This window comes from Streptomyces sp. 4N124, assembly GCF_052245395.1.
Classification (GTDB): Bacteria; Actinomycetota; Actinomycetes; order Streptomycetales; family Streptomycetaceae; genus Streptomyces.
Genome location: NZ_JBQQBS010000051.1, coordinates 53,665 through 73,479 on the forward strand (window position 1 = coordinate 53,665; position 19,815 = coordinate 73,479).

General features: G+C 70.6%; 5 protein-coding genes and 1 pseudogene. 2 read left to right on the forward strand and 4 right to left on the reverse strand.

Annotated features, from left to right (window positions below):
• The first annotated feature begins 202 nt into the window (after window positions 1–202).
• On the forward strand, window positions 203–568 hold the full coding sequence (locus ACTWQO_RS36795) for an MmpS family transport accessory protein (protein WP_443241726.1): 366 nt from the start codon (window positions 203–205) through the stop codon (window positions 566–568).
• A gap of 63 nt (window positions 569–631) precedes the next feature.
• Here ACTWQO_RS36795 and ACTWQO_RS36800 read toward each other — a convergent pair.
• The 3 genes and pseudogenes from ACTWQO_RS36800 to ACTWQO_RS36810 all read right to left on the reverse strand — a co-directional run.
• Window positions 632–1,008: pseudogene (locus tag ACTWQO_RS36800) on the reverse strand (amidase family protein); the annotation flags it as partial.
• Window positions 1,009–1,038: 30 nt separating this feature from the next.
• Window positions 1,039–1,791 carry an SDR family NAD(P)-dependent oxidoreductase gene (locus ACTWQO_RS36805; RefSeq protein WP_443239188.1) on the reverse strand — a complete coding sequence of 251 codons (753 nt, stop codon included), beginning with the start codon at window positions 1,789–1,791 and terminating at the stop codon, window positions 1,039–1,041.
• Window positions 1,792–1,975: 184 nt separating this feature from the next.
• Window positions 1,976–2,368 carry an ester cyclase gene (locus ACTWQO_RS36810; RefSeq protein ID WP_443241727.1) on the reverse strand — a complete coding sequence of 131 codons (393 nt, stop codon included), beginning with the start codon at window positions 2,366–2,368 and terminating at the stop codon, window positions 1,976–1,978.
• A 161-nt stretch (window positions 2,369–2,529) separates the two neighbouring features.
• Here ACTWQO_RS36810 and ACTWQO_RS36815 point away from each other — a divergent pair, with 161 nt between their 5' ends.
• Entirely contained in the window at window positions 2,530–3,459 is a 930-nt protein-coding gene (locus tag ACTWQO_RS36815) for an AraC family transcriptional regulator (protein WP_443241728.1), read from the forward strand.
• A 94-nt stretch (window positions 3,460–3,553) separates the two neighbouring features.
• On the opposite strand, the gene ACTWQO_RS36820 is transcribed toward ACTWQO_RS36815, so the two are convergent.
• Entirely contained in the window at window positions 3,554–18,301 is a 14,748-nt protein-coding gene (locus ACTWQO_RS36820) for a hypothetical protein (protein ID WP_443241729.1), read from the reverse strand.
• Window positions 18,302–19,815 lie beyond the last annotated feature (1,514 nt).

The following is a 19,815-nucleotide window of genomic DNA, read 5'->3' on the forward strand; positions in this document are numbered from 1 at the left end:
ATGACGCTGGGCCCGACGGCGGGACGGTGGGGCACACGGAGCATGGGCGGAACCTCAAGCAGCCCTTCAGGGACGAGGTGAGTTCGTACTTTCGGCCGTCCCGATGGCGGCGGATTCCGTCTTACGGCCGAACCGACGCGGTCGCTCGCCACGAACAATAGATCACGCCAGACGAACGAACCACCTACCAACAGGAGTTGCCGTGACATCCGCCAAGGCCCGCCCCGTCGCCAAGATACTGATGGCGGCGGGAGCCCTGTCATTGACCGCAGTCATTGGCTGGGGGGTGTCCGGAGAGAGCTGGGACGTCAAGCTCGAAGTGGTCGGCGGTGGCAGCGGCAACGTCAGCTACGCCTTCTCCGGCGACAACGAGGGCAAGTCGGAGAACGGCCAGACGCTGCCCTGGAGCAAGACCCAGAACGTCGGCTACGGCTTCAACGACGTCACGGTCACCGACGCGGAACCGGGCACCGCCTGCCGCATCTACGTTGATGGAAAGCTCAAGGAGGAACAGCGGACGCCGAACGCCGAGGGCACGATTTCCTGCTTCGTGAACCTCCAGGACTGAGCCGTCCGCGTCACACCGGGATGGCTCCTGGGCGAAGCAGGGGTCGCCCGGTTCCCGGCCTCACATCCGGTCGGGTAGCACCGCACTGTCACGTACCGTGCGGCTGACGCCGAGTTGCACGGCCAGGCCGTTGAGAACCTCGTCGAAGTCGGAGGCCTGCGGAGACCCGGCCGCGGGTGGGCGTCAGTCCGAAGAGGCCGTTGTAGGCGGCGGGGACACGGATCGAACCGGCGGCGGTGGCGTCTGCGATCGGCGCCACTCCGGCTACGACGGCAGCGCCCGCTCCCCCGCTGGACCCACGCGCTCTGCGCTGCGGGTCCCACGGGTTGCGGGTCGCGCCGTACAGCACTCCGTCGTGCTCTGCTGCAGACCATCTCCGGTGTCGCGGTACGCCCGAACGTCGCGAGGCCGGCGTGTCGGAAGCGGCATGGAAGCTGGGACGCTTCAGATGCCGCCCACCGTGTGGTGCCTCAGGTCTGGTTCTCGCCACCGTCGACGTAGACGTTCGCGCCGACGACGTAGCTGCTCTGTTCCGAGGCCAGGAAGGCCACGACTGCGGCGGCCTCCTCGGGCCGGCCCATGCGGCCCTTGGGCACGGTCGCGGCGACCTGCTCCTTGATCGCCCGGGCGGTCTCCTCGTCGCCGAAGGCGGCGGTGCCCCCGGGCGTCTCGATCCATGCCGGCGAGACCACGTTGACCCGGATGCCACGGCCCTTGAGCTCGGTGGACCACGTCCGCGCGAAGGACCGGACGGCCGCCTTCGACGCCGCGTACGCGCCGAACGCCTCCATTCCGCGGTCAGCGGCCGTGGAACCGACCAGGACGATCGAGGCTCCGTCGTTGAGCAGCGGCAACGCCTTCTGCACCGTGAACAGCGTGCCTCGGGTGTTGACCGCGAAGGTCTGGTCGAAGTGCTCCTCGGTGGTCTGTTCCAGCGTCATGAACGAGCCGATCGCCGCGTTCGCCACGAGCACGTCCAGATTCTGGCCTCGCGCCCGAACGGCCTCGTAGAGCCGGTCCAGGTCCTCCGGCTTCCCGATGTCGCCGACGACCGCGGTGGCCCGGTCCGTTCCGATGGTCTTGACGGCGGCCTCCAGTTCGGCCTCGCGGCGCCCGGTGACGAACACGTACGCACCCTCGTCCGCCAGCCGTACGGCGGTGGCCAGACCGATACCCGTGCTGCCCCCGGTGACCACCGCCGTCTTGCCTTCCAGCTGTCCCATGTCGGTGTCTCCATCACTTTCTCGTTGCCGATCCGTTCGACATCGATAATGCGGGAGATCGGGGAGACTATCCATAATGCAGAGTCCAGACTTCTTTACGCATCGTCCAGAGATGGGCACGTAGCCTTCGCTATCGGCTCTTCGCAGCGATGGCGTGGGCCGTCGCACGCAGAGCCCGGCGGGGTCAGCCCGCGAGCTGCTTCTTCAGGGCCTCGGCGTCGTGGACGTTGGACATCTGCACGAACTTTCCGTCACGGATCCGGTACAGGGCGAACTCGTCGATCTCGATCCGAGCGCCGGTGGGGGCCACCCCGAGCCATTCCTTGGTGGGGGTGCCGTGGTTGACGGAGTGGCAGGCCAGGGTTTCGCCGTGGATCGCCACCTCCTTGATCTCCCAGTACATGTCGGGAACCGCGTCGGTGATGCTCTTGAGTGCCGCGACTACGTCCTCGCGAGTGGCCGGCTCGCCGTGCGAGAGGATGGACTCGTGGACGAACTCGTCCATGCGGTCGAACTCATGCGCGTTGAGCGCCTCGCAGTAACGGTCGTAGAACTCGCGAACGTTGAAGTCGGACATGACTGCCTTTCTCGCCCGGTGTCCGGGCTGTACTCGTGTGCTCATGGTTCACCTGCGACATCGATATTGCTGGAGCAGCGGAGTACGATCCATGATGCAGAGTCCACAGTTCTTTACGTATCGTCCAGGAGGTGTCGTCGGTGCTCGGCTTTCGGGATCCAGTGGCTGACGCGATCGGCCTGCTCAGGCCCCGCACGGTGATCGGGCCCAGTCTCCGGGCCGCGGGAGAGTGGGCGTTGCGCTTCGACACGTTCTTGCACGTACGGATCGGCGGCCTCGTGCGCGGCACGTGCTGGTTGATCCTCGAAGGGCACGAGCCGGTGCTCCTGCAAGAGGGTGACACCTTCATGCTGGGCAACCCGCCGCCTTACGTGCTGGCCAGCACGCTCGACGCAAGCCCGCGCCCTGCGGAGGAGGTATGGGCGAGTGCCGAGGACGGGTTCGTGCGGATCGGCCCGGAGTCCGAGGAGGACCTCTACCTCTGCGTCGGGCACATCGCGTTCGACGACCAGAACGCGGCCCTCCTGACCGATCTCCTGCCGCCGCTCGTGATCGTCCGCGTGGGCGACCCTCATGGCGGGCGGCTCGCGCAGCTGATCGATCACCTGGCCACCGAGGTCCAGGTCGCCGCCGCCGGCGGCCCGCTGGTGCAGAACCACCTCGCGCAGATCCTGCTCGTGCACATGCTGCGTGCTCACGCCGGCCAGACAGACCGGCCCACCGGCTGGCTGAGCGCCCTGAACGAGGACGGCATCGGTGCCGCCCTGCGCGCCGTGCACGCGAACGTGGCCCACTCCTGGAGCCTCAAGGAGCTCGCCGAGATCAGCCACATGTCGCGTTCCGCGTTCGCCCAGGCCTTCAAGTGCCACGTCGGGGTCCCGCCGTTGGAGTACCTGATCCAATGGCGCATGAGCCTCGCCCGCGACGCCCTCGCCCGCGACTCTCTGTCGATCTCCGAGCTCGCACGGGCCACGGGCTACCAGTCCGAGAGCGCGTTCAGCACCGCGTTCCGCCGCGTGGTCGGCTCTTCGCCCGCACAATTCCGGAACAAGGCACGGCAGCCGGCGCACTCGGCCGCGAACGGAAGCTGAAGGAGGCATCCTGCAGGCATTCGCCTGTTCCTTCGCCATAACCCCATCCTCGTTTCCAAGGTCAGAAGCCTCCAACAAACTCAGCGTGCTTCAGCTAGGAGAGCGAGCTCAGCGGGTACCGTGCTCCGCCGACCCCCTCCCGGCAGCGGTCGGCGCTCAGCATCCCCGACTGGCCGGGCATGGCGCTCCAGGCGTCCTCCCACAGACGCTGTTGGTCGGCCTGCTGTCGGCGGGTGTCGCGCAGCTCCTCCTGCAGCTGTCGGTGGTCCCGGTAGTGCTGGTCCCGAGCCGAGGTGACCCGAGTGACGGCGTCCTCGGCGTCACGCTCCCGGGTAGCGGTCTCCCGGACCTGATCGTCGGTGGCGGCGAGCTGGTCACGCAGATCTCCCACGTTCTCGGTGGCGCGATCCACCGCCCTTCGGGCCATGTCGGCCATGCCCTGCGCGCGGCCCAGCGCGGCTCGGGCGCTGTCGCTTTCGGCACGTGCGTCGGCCAGTGCGGCCCGAGGACCGGGACCCGCCTGCGGTGTCGGCTCATGCCCGTCGGCGGTGACCGGCCGGGGCCGGGCGGCTTCCTGCTCGACCTGCCGCTGGGCGTCCAGTACGGCCTGCTCCGTCTGCGCGAGTCGCTGCTCCGCCGTCGTGACTGCCGCCGTGTGTTGCGCGGCCTCCTCCTCGGCGGCCGCGCGTGCCGCCTCGGCGTCGCGGAGACGATCGGCGAGGGAGTCGCGGGCGGACCTGGCGGTGGCGTGTGCCGCTGCGGCGGCGTCCCGCGCCTCGGTCGCGGTGGTCAGCTCCTGCCGCGAGTCCGCCAGTCGCAACTCTGCCTCCGCCTCCCTCGGCACCAGCTCCGTCTCCCGCGCGACCTGGTCGGCCTCGGCGGCGGTGGCGTCGGTGGCCGTGACGATCGCGGCGCGCAGCCGGTGCCAGGTGTCCTGGGTGGCCGGAGTGAGGTCGACGAGTGAACCGTCGGCACCGAACGGCCAGAACCGCAGTCCTGTCGCTCCGCGCACCACCAGCTCCACCGGTCGGCCGGCCGCGACCGCGGTGCGCGACCCCACGTAGAGAGCGCGGGCCAGCGCGGTGCCGTCCGGGTCGGCGCCCAGATGGAGCCAGAGCTGAGCGGCGTTCTCTCGCTCGTCCAGTCCCCGGGCGAGCACCGCGGGCAGCTCGGTGACCGGATGCGTCCGCCAGTTCCGCAGCGTGTCGTTCGGCTGCTCGGCGAGCATCGACGGCAGGTCATACACCTCGGAGGCGGTGCGCGGCGCGGTGACCCCGTAGCCGAGCAGGTCACGCTCGTAGATACGGGCGATCGCGCTGCCGATGACGTAGCGGGTCTCCTCCCCCGTGACTGTGATCACCACGTCCACCATGGTCTCGTAGCTGCGTGTGGCGGGCTCTGTCCCGGAGGCGGCGGAGGAACCGGTCTTGACGCGATCCCAGCCGCCGGCGGAGGCCGAGACGCCACCCGCACGCGAGAGGGGCTGCCGGTTCAGGACGGGCAGGGTGAAACCGACCAGGTGCATGTTCGCGTCGTTGGCGCTCTGGGTCCACTGGTAGCCCAGACCGGCGGTCGAGGCCGCCGACGCGGAACTGCCGACCGAGTGCGACGTCACCCGCAACCGGTCGACCGCGATGTCGTCCGCCTCGGTGATCGGCCGCGGATTGTGCAGCGTCACCTGGAGGCGGGGGGTGACCGGTTCGCTCTCGACGGGCCAGGCACCGGGCATCGTGGGGGTCAGACCCGCGGCCGTGCGCGGCGCCTCGACAGGGATCTCCCCGGCCTGCACGAGTTCCCCCAGGCGCAACGCCGCCGCCTCCGGCGTGAGGTCGGCCGTCAGGCCCCACGAGCCGGACAGCCGCGGCGCCACCGTGCGCAGCGCCTCGGCCAGCTCATGGAAGGCGTTGAACCCGTACACCGGGGTCGCGCCGGTGGGGATCAGCCGGGACCCGGCCGTGAAGGTTCGCCCGCCGAGCGGAAGTGGAGCCTGCGGCGCGGGCAGCCGTGGGTCGACCTGAGTGATACGGGGCCGCACCGCCGGTTCGTGCCGGCGCGGCGCGACGGCCTCCGAGCCGGCGAACCGCAGGGACACCGCCACCGGGACCCGGACCTGGTGGGCGGGCCTTCCGCGCAGCAGTCTGCCGATTCGGGCGGTCAGTGCGCCGCCGTCTTGATCGGTCAGGGTCAGCAGGCCGGATTCCAGGGCTCCGCCGACCAGATCCGGCGGCCAGTCCTGAAGGAGTTCGGCGCGCACCGTCGCGGTGATGGTGTAGCCGATGTCGTCGAAGTCCGCGGCGTTCTCGGTCCTGGCCCAGTAGGAGTCCTGCGCTGCGCGGGCGGTACGCGAGCTCCGGCCGCGGTTCCCGGTGCCGGACAGCACGGGACCGGTCCGGTCGGTACGGCCGGACCGTGCCTGAGGACGTGGGTACCGGGAGATGGGGTTCGCCGACACCTGCACGGACCGGGTGACCGTCTCTGACTCGGAGCGGTTGCCCGGGGCATGGGAAGCGACCTGGTCTATGCCCACCCCGGCGCCGGCGGGGCGGCCGCGGACCTCCCGTCGAGCCGGGGGCTGGGCCACGGGCTCGGCGGAGAGAGCGACCTCCACGAGACGGCTGCCGTGCCGTCCGGCGTGGCGGAACCAGAGGCTCACCCTGCGTCGGCCCGGAAGCGCCCGAAGTCCGGCGGGCGAGGTCATGTCGGCGATACGGGCGGCCACTCCCATCCGATACGCGAAATGCCCGGGTCGGGTCACGCCCGGCGCCTCCCTTTCCACCAGCGTTAGCAGCTCGCGCCGCAGCCGGTCGCGGCTCTCGTTGCGCCGTATCGGGTCGTCGAGCTGGGTGACGGACAGGACGCTGGCGAAACCGATGTCGCCGCTTACCACGTAGTGCTCCGGCAACGGCACCGTGTCCGGCTGCACAACCGGCCGGGGTAGCTCCGGCACGCCGGTGAACCAGTGTTCGAAGCGGACCAGTTGACTGTCGGAGAGCTGGAACCGGACGGCGCGCGGGAGGTCGATCGCGAGGGTGATGTCCTCGCGTCCGCCCAGGCCCGCGACGTTCATGGCGACGTTCCGGGTGCCCTGACGGAGGGTCACGAGCACAGTGGCGTCGGCTCCGATGAGGTGGTGTTCCGCGGCCTGCGTCGGGGTCCGTACGACCGAGGAGCCGGCGGACCGCTCGCTGGTCCTGGCTGTGCGGTGGGTGTAGACCCCCCGCACGCTGGGGTTGGCCAGCGAGGCCCTCTGCGGCGTGCCGTCGGAGGCCGGCGGGGGCGGCGACTGGAGCGCGCTGAGTCCGCCGCCGTACTGGTGGGAGGTGGTGACGGAACGCGCCTGCGCGGACGTGTCCTTGGCGGCCAGGTCGCTTTCCGCGTAGGTGTTGTACGAACCGTGGTACGTGGGATTGTGCAGATATCCCGCGATCTCCACGGACAGCTCCTGGTCGGCGAGCAACCCGGGCAGGGTCAGACCTTCCATGACGTAACCGCCGTTGAAGATCTGCCCGGCGCGGGCGAGCAGGCTGGCGGCCCTCAGCTGCTGGAACAGGGCCTCCCCCGCGAACGCCTGCTGGTCCTCGACCGCCGTACCGGTCAAGTACTCCCAGAGCCGGTTGCCGGGCCCGGTCACCGCACCCGGCAGCTGGCTGGCGGCTGCCTGGGCCCATTGTCCGAACGTGCCGACGGCCGGATGACCGGGATACGTGCCGGTGACAATCTGCCGGAACGCCTCCTGGAGGGCCGCGCTGCCGCGGAAGACGTCCACGTTCGCGTCATCCGGCAGCCTCAGCAGCCCCTCCCGCGGACGCCCCGCTTGATCCGTCAGGCCCAGCCGCACGTGGTCGTCATCCTGCCCGCCCCCGGTGATGGGCGCGCGGACCCGGTGCGTCGCGGCCGGCGCCACGGGGCTCGAGTCCCACAGCAGGGTGCGGTGATGCGGCACCACGAGGCGGACTCGTCCGGTGGCGAACGGCGGAGCGGGTACGGCCTGGATCGCCGCGGTGTCTTCCCCGAGCGCCGGTTCGGGCGTCGGTTCGGCGGCGAAGCGGACCGTAGGCTCCTCGGCGGTGCCCTCGTAGAGATCCAGCGTGAACAGAGCCGGAATCTCGAAGAGTTCGGTGCCTGCGTCCAAGGTGATGTTGAACGGGTCGATGCCGGACGCGGATCCATCACTCGTGGCGGTTTCGTGCCGCCTTCCCCAGGTGTAGTCCCCGGTTGCGTCCAGTGCCGCGGCGCCACCGTCGACCGGGAAGCGCGGACCGCCTCCGGCACCGACGGTGCCGCCGAACTGGTTGCTGCGCTGCCGGCCGCCGCGCGTCTCAAGGGAAAGGAAGGTCACGGTATCCACGTCCGGCAACCGCCGCGTGTGCACGGCCGGCGGCAGCCCGTCCTCTGCCTGGGCTGCGGGCGGGGTGCGGTCGCGAGTGGCGGAGAACCGCAGCTGCACGCGGCGCGTGCCGCCGCTCACGTGGTCGGGGAGTTCGAACCACAAGGGCCTGCCCCCATCGACCGCGTCGGGCAGCGCGGCGGCCTGCCCGAGCCGGGAGCGCAGTTGCGCGAACCTGCGCAGATTCTCCAACTGCTGTTCGGCACGGGTCTCGTTGAAGACGGACTCGCGCTCGGCCGGCGGCAGGAAGCCCTCGCGCCGCAGCCAGGTCTCCGCCCGGTCGAACATCGGCCCGGTGCCCTCGGGGGCGAGGGGCACGGCGGAGTATCCGATGCTCTCCAGGTTCTCCAGGTGCTCGGGGAGCCGTCGCCGCTCCTCCGGCGTGGGAACGTGACCGGTCATGGTGCTCCGCTGCGGCAGCCGCAGAGACACGCCGTCCGGCCAGGGGCCGAAGGAGCCGGTGATTTCGCCGCCGCCCGAGCGGATGAGCGTGACGCGGTAGGTGGTGTCCGCCGGTGTGACCAGGTGGCTGCTGGTCGTGTAGAGGGCGTGCATCAGCGCTACGGAGCTGCTGGTGTTCAGCGCGTCACCGGACTGCCAGGACACGCCGGCCTTGCCCATGATGCTTCCGCCCATGAGCCTGGCCGCGTCCGAATGGCCGACCTCGTGGTCGGGGGTGAACATGGGCCCGCCGCTGCCGTCGAGCGCGACACCACTGGTGAGCCGTGACGACTGCTCCACACTGGAGCTCTGGGTGAGCCAGGACTCCAGGGAGAACTTTCCGTCCGGTGTCCCGGCAGCGGGCCTCTGGGGCAGCACGGTGGCTTCGAGCCGGAGTACGCCCAGCGAGTCGCCGTGCCGGTCGAACAGCACCGGCGAGTGGACACCGCCGTCACGCATCATCGGCAGGCTGCCCCTGAGGGTCCGTTCGGAGAGGAACTCCTCCAGTTCCTCGTGGGAGTCCGCGCCCAGGTTGTTCAGCACGGTGAAACCTTCGTCCGCGCGCAGTTCGTCCAGCAGCCTGCCCGGGTCGAGGACCTCGTCGACGCCCCACAGCGGCAGGTCGTCGAGACCGGCCGGCTCGGGCAGCGGCCCGGCGGCGCCGCCGTCGCCGAAGACCCGGTGCTCGGGGAACCAGACGGTCAGCGGTCCCCCCACCCGCTCCGGGCTCCAGGCGTCCACCGGGGCGTTGCGGTCCGTGTCGATCCGTATCTGCCAGCGGCTGGTGTACTCCACGGCGTGTGCCGGATCGTTCGCGCGCTGCATGCTCCTGGCCGTCAGGCCGTCGCTGACCGTGGACGACTCGGAGGACTGATTGTGCGTCAGGCTGAGCACCAGGGCGCCGTCGAACCAGCGCAGCGGCCCGGCCGGACCGTCGTAGTTCCCGATCCACGGGATCGGTACGGTCCGCATGGTGCCGGAGCCCGAGCTCCTGGAGGAGGACTGTCCCCCCTCGCCCTGCCGCTCCACGGCCGTCCGGCGCGGAACCTCGCCAAAGACGCCCGCGCGGGTGGACAGCGCAGGGTCGGTCAGCCGCAGCCGGACGTCGATCGTGCGTTCCTGGCCGTCCACGGTGACGGTGACGCGGTGTCCACGGGCGCTGCGCACCTGCGGCAGTTCCCGGGCGATCTCCGACTGGCTGAGTACGGCGGCGAGTTCCTCGCGCACCGGACCATCGGCCGCGCTGCCGGGCTCCACTCCCAGGCCGTCGAGGACCTGCTGGTGGAGCGCGCCGAGCACGTCCTCGGACAGCGGCTCGTACACGGCGAGCCCCACGGAGCCGTCGAGCCTCGCGCCGTAGGTCAGCGCGTACGGAGACAGAGTGCGCGGCGGCTCCTCCTCCGCGGGAACGGTGGGGACCACGTCCATGCCGTCGTCGGCGGGCACGTCGAGGATCGTCACCGCGTCCGTGTCCTGCCCGTCCCCCGTGTCCCGGGCCGTTCGCGGAGATGTGGTGGTCTCCTCCGCCGGAGGGGGCGTCAGGGCGCTCTCCGCGACCGGGGCGGAAACTTCGCTGGTCTCCGCGACCTGGGCCGGAGGTGTCCGGGTGACCGGGGTACCGGAGGAGGTACCGGCCCGCTGGGAATCCGGCGTGCTCGGCCGCAGTTCGGAGCCGAAGAACACGGCGGGGCGCGCCGAGTCGCCGGAAGCGGCGGCAGCGGGACGCGTGGTGGTGCCGGGAGGCGTACTGCTGTCGGCGGACGTGGTGCCCCAGCTGTAGCCCGAGGTACCGGTGGGCTGCGACACGTCGGGCCGTCGAGCCTGCCGGGCGTGGGCGGTGGGTTCGGTGGCCGCCCATCGCGCGGTGTAGGGGGCGGGGTCCTCCTGCTGGAGAAGGGCAACCGGCCGGCCGGCCTCCGGGCCGGTCGTCCAGAGGGAGCCGTCCGGCATCAGCACGGTCAGACGCAGCCCCAGCACGGGCGCGGCCACGGCCAGGGTGAGCCAGTCCGTGGCTTCAGGGCCTGATCCGGTCCGCAGAGCACGGACGGCCTCGTCCGCGGAACCGCCGAAAGCGGTCACGAGCGGGGCTCCCGACGGCCCTGTCTGTCCTGCCACAGCGGACCACAGGCGTTGTTCGTCCGGCGGCAGTCCCAGATCGGCGGCGAGCGTGTCGGCGAGCGCGGTCCGCAGCTCCTGGGGACCGGCGGGCCTGCTGTACCCCGCCAGTCGGCCGCTCTCGGCCGGGGCGACGGCGGTCAGCGCGTGCGCCAGCGCGTCCCCGCTTGGCAGGACGTACACCGGCGTCAGCCCTCGCTCGGCGAGCTGCTCCTCCTGCGAGGGAAGCGGCTGCTCGGCGGAGGAGGGCATCTCCTCCGCCGGGAGCCGGGCGGGCACGGGTGCTTCCACGAGTGTGGTGGTGGTCGGGGGCGCGAAAAGAACCTCCCCCAGCTCCCGGAACTCGCTCGCGGCGGTGGGCTGCTGCTGCACAGTGTCCGGCAGGGAGTTCATGCCCTCTTGACCGGCCATCTCCGTGTCCCTCTCTGTAGCCGTTTCGGTGGCCGTCGGTGCCGGGCGGAGGAGGGGGCCCAGGGTGGCGTCGTCTTCCAGGCCGTCGGTCAGCCTGCCGGTGTTCTTGTCCACCGGCAGCGCCCCGTAGAGACCGCCCGGCACCTTGATCCGTACGGTGCCGTGCGGCCCGTTGACCACGGCGGTGACGTCGAAGCGGTAGGCACGGTAGGGCCGCTTGCCTTCCGCGTTGCGCTCATCGGTATCGCCCAGTGCCGCGCTTCGGCTCTCGCTGTTCTCCCAGTTCTTCACGTCGACCAGCAGGCGTTCGAGCATTTTCTGATCGTCCACCGGACCGCCGGCGTCCGGACCGGCCGCGATTCGCCAGCCGCTGTCCCGATGGTTCTCGTGCGTGGGTTCCTCGTCGGCCTGGTGGTACCGGCGCTGCTTGAGCAGTACGCCTTCCGGGGGACCCAGGATCTCGGCGCCGTCCAGCTCCAGGCCCACCATGGCCGAACGGTCGCCGAGTGGGACCCCGTACGTCTGCTTCAGCAGCTCCCGGATGCGGGGGCGCATCACATTGGCGCTGGTGCGGTGGTGGTAGCGCACGCCCGCGGTGGTGGTGCGGTCCAGGCCGGAGATCTCCGGCGCCATGCCCACCTGGGGGGTGGGCACGATGCGGTGACGTACCGCGGTCAGCTTGGCCCAGCGCCCGATCGATGCGGCGGCGGGCACCGTCCACGGATGGAGGTTGTCGACGAACGCGTCCGGCAGCGCAGGGGCCGGCGGGTTCTGCGAGCTGTGCCACAGCCAGGTGACCTGGGTCTCGCGTGGCGCGGTGAGGCCGAGGGGCCACTGCTGCGGCCGGCCGGCCTCGACGGTGAGGTGGCGGGGGACGAGCAGCCGTACGTCGCCGTCGACGAGCTGGTCCGGGCCGTCCCCGGGGTCGTGCCAGGTGAAGACCGACGGGCTGCCCTTGGGCCCTTCCGCCCGGGAGAACAGGCGGGCCACCGACAGCGCGCCGTGTGCGGGTGTGGTGAGCACCTCCGGCAGTTCGGTGGTCGTACCCATCTCGACGCGGAAGGTGATGCCGTGTTCGAACTCCTCGGAGGGGTCCTGGGTGGTGGCCCGGTAGATTCCGACCTTCTTCTCGGCGTCCTCGTCCTTCGTGCCCTTGGACGCGGAGTACTCGACTTCGGCCTCGAACCCGCCGTGCCCGTTCTCATTTCCGGCACGGGCCCGGACATCGACACCGACGTCGTGTCCCCAGCCGGAATCGCGGCTCTGGGACTCCTCCTCGACCGCCTCGCCGCGCAGCGTGAGCTTGATCTCGTCACGGGGACGCTGCCCATGGGGGCGGTCGAGTTGGGTCGCCGTGACGTTCACCCACAGATACCGGGTGGTGCCCCACGGGCCGGGCAGGGGGAACCAGCGCAGAACACCCTCAGTGGTCAGAGCGTGCCACTCACTCTGCAACGCCTCGGAGGAGTAGACCGCTTTCAGCGACCGCTGGAGCAGGTTGGGACGAGGCCCCGTGGCCCCCTCGCTCTCGGCACGGACAATCCCCCTGGCACGCAACCGGTCGTTGATCGTCTTCAGGACATCGACCCGCAAGACTTCGGGGTGCGCGATCCCGGAGAGCAGACCGGTATCCAGATAGGTCCGGGTCACCTCGGCCACCCGAGCCTCATCCGTCACTGGAGCCTGCTCCGGCTCCCCGGTCGGGTCCATCGCCGGGGTCTGCCGCGGCTCCGATCCGGCGGCCGTGCCGGTCGCGGGAGGAAGGATGTCGGACATCCGTCGCTCGGGGACGAGTAGATCGAGGGCCTCGGTGGCGCGCAGATACCGGGTGGTCTCGGTGAGCTCGTCGCCGTGCCAGCGGACGTGGGTCAGTTCGAAGACCGGGTCGGTACGCAGCGTGTGTACGGACCCTCCGTAGGTGGCCCGGGTGATATCGATCCGGCCGTCACTCTCGGCCGCCCCCTTGCCCCAGTTCCAGGCGACCGAAGCGTTGGCGAGGACGGTCAGCCGGCCACCGGGGCCGGCGAGGTGATCACCGTCTTGCGCGTCGGAGCCGAACCGCAGCTGGGGGCCGAGGGTGCCCGTCACGCCCGCGCCCCACTCGCCCTCCTGCCCGGATTCGTATTCGGCGTTGCCCTTGAGGTACTGCTCGACCTCCGTTTCCGGGTTGGCCCCGAAGTCGGTGACGTTGTCCACGAGGAGCCGCAGGCGCAGCGCCTGCTTGTACTTGCCGTCCTTCGGCAGTTCCTTCTCGTATCCGCCCTGACCGACCTCCTCGCCGAAGTGAGAGGCCAGGACCATGGGATGGGCCAGGTCGCGGATCTCCTGGGGCCAGTCCGCGGGGGTGTCGAGCCAGGCGTCGATCAGGCTCTGCCGCTTGGCCCGGTTCCGTTCCCCGGCGTACAGCCGCTCGGCATACATACGGGCGCCGAGCTGGGCCAGCTCGGGCATGAGGTGGAAGACGGGGTAGATCCCCTGGGCCCCGCCGGCGAAGTCCAGCCGCCGGCCGACCTCGGTCGGCGCCGTTCCCACGACCGTGTGACCAGCCGCCTGTGCCTGCTCCGGCGTGACCGGCGTGGCAGGGACGTGCTCATGTGGGACGACGACCCGGGCGACGAAGGGATTGCGCCCGCTCAAGAACCGGCGCTGGTTCAGCCAGCTCGGCTTGAACCGGCTCTTCTTCTCGGGTGTGACCGTCCAGTTCACGGACATCCGATAGCGGTGCTCGTCGATCCGCTTACCGGTCTCGGTCCGGCGGTAACTCCCGGTCGCGCCGCCGTACTTGCGGCTCTTCTCCTTGGAGCTGCTGACGATCCCTCGCACAGAACCGAACTGCATGCGTATGGGCGGGGTGGTGAAGTGCAGCTTCCCGAGCGAGAGCTCGTACTCGGGGATGGCCAGACGGGCTCCGCCGCCGAAGGTGACAGCCACCCTCCAGCCCTTACCGCGCTCACCGGCCGTGGCGGCCCCGGTCGCGGCCCGGGTGTTGACCTTCATGGAGAAGTCACCCTCCGGGCGGCTCTCCTCGGTGACCGGGTCGGCCAGCGGGCTGGGCTCCTCGATCCGGTTACCCCACTTCACCTTCGCGGAGACCTTGTAGCGGCGTCCGCCGACCTGGATGGTGCGGTGGATTCCGAGGAGCGCCTGGGCCGGGTCCCCTTCGAGGGCCGGGCGGCCGTAGAAGGCCGCCAGGTCCCGGTCGGCCTGGGCCCAGGCGCTCTTCTTCGCCCCTTCGGCACCGACGTCCAGGACGTGCAGCCGCTCGATGGCATCCCGCAGGTCCTGCTGGAGGGTCTCGACGCCCGGCAGAGCGATCGGCACGCCGAAACCGAGGCCACGGCGGGAGGCAGAGGCAAGCGGCTCCCGCGGGTGAGGGGTGAGCCGCCCCTGGGCACGCTCCACCGCCATCCGGAACCGGAACCGCGGGCTGGTCTCCGGCAGCCTCGACACCCTCCTCGACGGGGGGAGGGCGAACACGCGGTGCCGTGGAGCATCCGGGCCGCCGGCCGCCGGCCGCAGATCGGCGGTCCACCCCGAGCCGACGGTACGCCGCACGAAGTGCGCCGCTTCGCGCTGCGGGACACTGAGTTCGCCCTCGGTGGTGACCCGCACCGGGGCGATCGTGTGCGTGCTGGATTCCAAGGTCACTTCCAGGCGCAGCCCGGCCCGGTAGCGCGACTGCCTCGCGAAGTCGTTGAGCACCGTATGGCTCGTATGCGAGGAGTCCAGCGAATGGCCGACGTCGCGGTTCACCCCGGCCTTGATGGCGAGCGCCGGGGCCAAGCCCGACAGTTGGACGGACAGCTTGTTCTCGGAGTGGGGGGAAGTTTCCCCGTCCGCGTCGACCGAGAATTCCCCGCCCGCGCCGACTCCGGCGGTGTTGTAACCGAAGCCGAATCCCGCGTCCGAACCCCCCTGACTGTCGCGGGTGCTGCCCTCCCCTACACCGATGTCGTCGCGGGTACCGACCTTGCTGTCCCCGAGATACTGGAGGCTGTCGATCTCCCTGCGGATCCGCAGATGCCCCCGGAACTTCCCGAACAAGGACCCGGAGACCTCGATGCCGTTGGAGGAGTCCCCACCGGCCCACCACGGATAGCGACTGCGGGCCGTCGACTCGGTCAGGAACCCCTGGGCCCGGTCCATCTTGGCCTGCGCCAGGATCTTCTTGACGGCCGAGGCGGGCAGCCCGGCGGCGCGCATGTTCCGGTGCAGTTCGGCGATGACGGGCGTGAGGTCGATCGCCTGCAGCAGCTCACGGGCCTGGGAGTGCCGGGAAGCCCGCTGGTACCGAGGGCGTTCGGCCTCGGGGGCACGGTAGTCGGGTCGGTGCCCCAACTCGCCGGTGTAGACGGTGGGAATATCGATATGGATCCGGTCCGGCACGGTGGCCTGATGGAAGACGGTAGGGGTGGCGTCCGCACCGTCGACGAACACCTTCATCTGGAGACCGGCGCCGAAGCGGGCGAGGTCGTTGATGAAGGGCTTGCGGCCGGCCAGGACGGTACGCAACCAGCCGCTGTCCTTGGACTTGGAAGAGCCCACGTAGAGCTGGGGGGCGGGTACCGCGGCCGCGGACGCGGCAACGCCTGTCCCCAGGTTGATGAGGGTGAGCAGTGTCGACTCTATTCCCTGGGTGACCTCGTGTCCGGTCCGGCCTCCGGTGGCGGTGGAACCGAAGCCGACCGGGTACTCGTTGACCTCCCCCTGGGTCCGGGGCACGGGCGTCAGATCCCGCATCACCGGGCGCAGCCACACCAGCCGGCCGTCCACGACCAGCGTGCGCCCGGCCGCGAGGATGTCGTCCCACTCCTTCGGCTTGGAGGTGACCAGCAGATCGCTGATCGCGGTCTTGATGCCCGAACGCAGCGCGATGTGCGGACCTGGACCGGTCAGGTCCAGGCGTGAACTGATCTGCTCCGCCCAGAAATCCGCCTGCTCCCGCCGGAAGTCGATGGTCTCGGTGGACCTGGCGACGATGGCCTGACCCATCGCGCCATGGGCGAGGTACCACGGAGAGGGATCACGCGTCCCGGTAATCGGTGTCGAAGGCGCGGCCCCGGTGGGTGCCGGATCGGGATCGCGATGGTCGTCCGGCGGGGACACCTCCCTTTCGGGAGAGGTCACCACAATCGCCGGAACCCTGTCGGTCCGCGGCGGTACGGGTGGGCGGGTGGTCGCGTCGGCCGACGAGGGCGCCTCCGGCGTATCCGACTGGCGGGCCGGTGACGTGGGCAGCTCCGCTTCAGGCTCTGCCAGGGCGTGCGTCGGTAGTGCGTGTTCGGCTCGATCCCACAATTGGCGGAAGCCCGTGAGGATGTAGGGGTTGTCCCTGCTGCCGAGGTTCGAGGGCCGGCCAGGGCCGTAGAGCCTGCGCAGCAGCGGCAGCAGCGCCGGATCGTGCTGCTCCACCCAGTCCGACCCGTTGTTGCGCGGGCGGCGCCCCGAGTTGGAGTCCCTGCCGGTGTTCGCACCGAGATAGGCATTGCTGAGCTGCCCGAAATACTCTTCTGGGCCGCTGGACGAGTGGTTGGGGGCAGGCCCGTCCGGCCATTGAGCGGGCGGGTCCGTGGCGGCAGCCTTCGCCTTGTACACGTCGCGGATCAACTGCCGGTCCTCGGCGCTCAGCACCGACTCGATCGCGTGCGCCCACTCATGACGGGCAACGGAGTACCCGTCGTCGTAGAAGTCGCCGCCGAGCACGTCGGTGGTCTCACCCAGCAGGTTCTCCTCGCCGACGCCGACCAGATGGCGGCGGAAGTAGAGTCCCCGTGCGGCGTCGAACGACCGGCCTCCTCTGGGATGGTGGCGGCCCTTGAGCTCGGCGAACTCCTCGAGCGACGTCATCGGCCGGTTCCGGGGCACCACGATGAGGCGACGGCCCCCAGTCAGCAACGCCACCGCGATCTGCGGATCGGCGAGCATGTCCGCGACCAGGGCCTCCGCTTCCTCCCGGGCGGCCTCGGGCTGTTCCACACCGTCAGGAACGACGACCAGCAACCGCGCCGCCACGGCCGTGAAGTCCTCCACAGACAAGCCGGCGCGCAACCGCTCCACGAACGCCGGGTCAGCAGCCAGGAGCTCCCGGTCCCGCTGCGGCAGCGACGCCAGTTCCCGTGCCCGCGCGTCCGCGTCCATCGCGACGAGCCCGGCCGCCGTCTCCACGAGAGCCGACGGGAGAGGAGTGGGTGACGGGGCAGGGGCAGGGGCGGGTCCCGCCGGCACCGTGCTGCCGGCCGGTCGTACTGACGGCGCAGTCGTGGCGGGCGGCGCGAACAGGTAGTCGGGCTGGGCGAGGGGCCGGCCGACCGGCGGCAGTCCGCGATCCAGCCTCGCCTCGTTGTAAAGGTTGAGGGAGAGGATCGCCAGGGTGTCGCTGTCGCGCTCGATGGTCTGCGGAGTCTGCTCCGTCGACGCGTAGTTCCGAGCCTCCAGCCTCACGACGGCAGGAACAATACGCGCCAGACCCTGGTGGTCGGGATTGGCATCCAGTGTGCGGAAGTCGGTACGGATCCCCAGTGCCTCGTACTGGCTCACGAATCGTTCCGGCCTGTGCAGGAGCAGGTTGTCGAGGTACTGGCCGACCGTCGCGCGCAACGGGCCGCGTGACATGGTCAGCGGCAGGTCGAGGATGTTCCCGCCCCTGGCGACGGTCTCGGCGAATTGGGCGGCGATGCTCCGCGCCCGATGCTCAAGGTACGCGCGGGGCCCCTCACCAAGGCTGCTCCGCAGGGCCGCGAGAGAATCGCGGGAGGCCACCGCAGTGAGGTCCTTCGGCCGCTGTGTCAAGTTGAGCGTGCCTCCTCGCACAGTGGAGGCGACCTGGGTGTATCCGAGCGCGATCACACCTTCCAGTTCGTCGCCGTCCCACGGGTTCGCGGCATCGGCCCAGCGCGGGTATTGGCTGAGCCAGCGTGCGAAGTCCTGACGGGCCCAGGCACCGAATGCAAGGCCGGCGCCCGCATCCTCATGAGCGATCTGCACGGGTGGGGACTCACGCCGCATAACGTCCCTGACGTGTCCGATGAACATCACGAGACGCGAGGTCGGAGCGGTCGCCGTGTGATGCACCAGCGTCGCGTACCCGGCCTCGTTGCTCCTCACCGGCAGATCCTCCGCGAGGGGATGCACTTCATATCCTTCCGATTGGGGGAAGATCTGCCCGATTCTCGCTCCCGGCCTCGCGTCCCGGAGCCGGGACATCACGCCGTTGACGGCCGCCTGCACCTCGGACCGTTCGGCCCGGCCGTCCGCCGGCCCTCGCACCAGACCACGAGCCGGCTTCGTGACGATCTCAGGGACCGGCACTCCCCCAGCCTTGTCCAACGTGATCGTCAGAAGCCCAGGCAGCTCCACGATGTCGCCGAACTCCTCGACCTCCGCGCCACGGGGCAGCTCCACCCGGTACCGGTGCAGCTCGGCCTCGAGCCCACTGGCCGGACCGAACCCCTCCACCGCTTCCGGAGCGGCAGAGACCAGCGGCGCCACAACAGGCAGCTCATCTCGCCGCGAAGAAGGTCCAGGCTGGGCGGAATAGCCCCCACGCTCAGGAGTGCGCCCGGAAGCACGCTGCTCCGCCCTGTCACGGACGGAAACACGCGCAGGAGAAGCAGGCTGATCCAGCCTGTCGCGGACCGCCGCCTCCAGACGCGAAACAGCCTCCCACCGCCTGCTCTCCGGCCCCTTGTCACTCTTCCATTCCGTCACGCTGACCAGCACACGCCGCAAATCCTCGGTCCTCGCATTGCGCGGCAACCGCGCCACCGCCTCATCAATGGCACGCAGCGCGGAAGAACGGCGCGATCCTCCACGCTTCGAAATCTCCAGCCAGTCACGAATCGGATCCAGCCCCACCCCACGAGCCGGCGGCGCGAAGAGGACGTCCGGCCCTTCGGACTCCGACCCCAGCCGGTCTTCCCCTTCCCCAGCAGAGTCCGGCACCGCGGACGAGGAGGATTCCGGAAACTCGTCCGAGGACCCGGGCAGGACCGTCTCCGCACCGGACGCGGCCACCGGCCCCGAGGCGGAACCGATCGCGGTCGACTCTGCCGAGGACGCTGGCGCCATGGGGACGATGCTCCCCGCGGGCGGAACGGCCTCTGGCGCCGCGGTGTCGGCAACCCTCCCGCCCGGCACCGGCAAAGCCGGCACTTGCTCGGAGTCCGGTTGCGGCAGCGCGCCGGCCTCGGGCAGTTGCTCGGAGTCCGGTCCAGGCCGCGCGCCGGCCTCGGGCTCCGGCCGGGGCTGCGGCTGCGCTGCGGGCTGTGCGGCGACCTCGGGGCCCCTGACGAGGGAGCCCAGCAGGGCCGTCGCCGGCAGGTGCCCGGCGCGCAGGTGCTCTGCGGCGACGAGTTCCACGACCTCCTCGGGCCGCGCCACGACACCCAAGGGGTTCTCATCCGGTGCGACTTGCTGAATACGGTCCAGCACCGCGCGTTCGGCCCAGAGCACAGACTCCTCCCGGCGTTCCGGTGACACACCCGGATCCGCGAGCCGCGCCCGGGCGGCATCGATATCGAAACGCGCCCTGCCCGGGTGACGGTGACTGGGGGAAGGAGCGTCTGGCACAGGGGTGATGCCCGTGGCGGCCGCCGTGTCCGTGTCCCGACGGGGGACCGGAACCTCGCCGCCCTCCTGGTGTCCGCTCGTACGCCCGCCCCGGTCCGCGCCGGTGCCGGGGTCCGCCGTGCGCGGCGGCGTGCCGACCGGCTCGGACGAGGTGGAGTCCTCCACCCGCGACGCGGCAATCGGGCCGGCCGTGCCCCTGTCCGGCATCGTGGCGGGCGCGGGAGACACAGGCATTTCGTGCGATTGAGCGGAGGGGGGCACCATGTGGTCCGCCTGCCCCGGGGTACGCACGGCGGTCCCGTCCTCGGCGTCCCTGACGGGGCCGTTCCCTGCCCTGGGTGCGCTGAGCCGGTCACCGTCCGGTGTGCTGGCCGAGTGGGTGACGGTGTCGCCTGTCGACGACGGCCGCGTGGGCTCGGCCTTCGAGTCAGCGG

Coding starts and splice junctions, on each gene's coding strand:
- ACTWQO_RS36805 (WP_443239188.1), bottom strand. CDS start 1,791: ATGGGACAGCTGGAAGGCAAGACGGCGGTGGTCACCGGGGGCAGCACG.
- ACTWQO_RS36810 (WP_443241727.1), bottom strand. CDS start 2,368: ATGTCCGACTTCAACGTTCGCGAGTTCTACGACCGTTACTGCGAGGCG.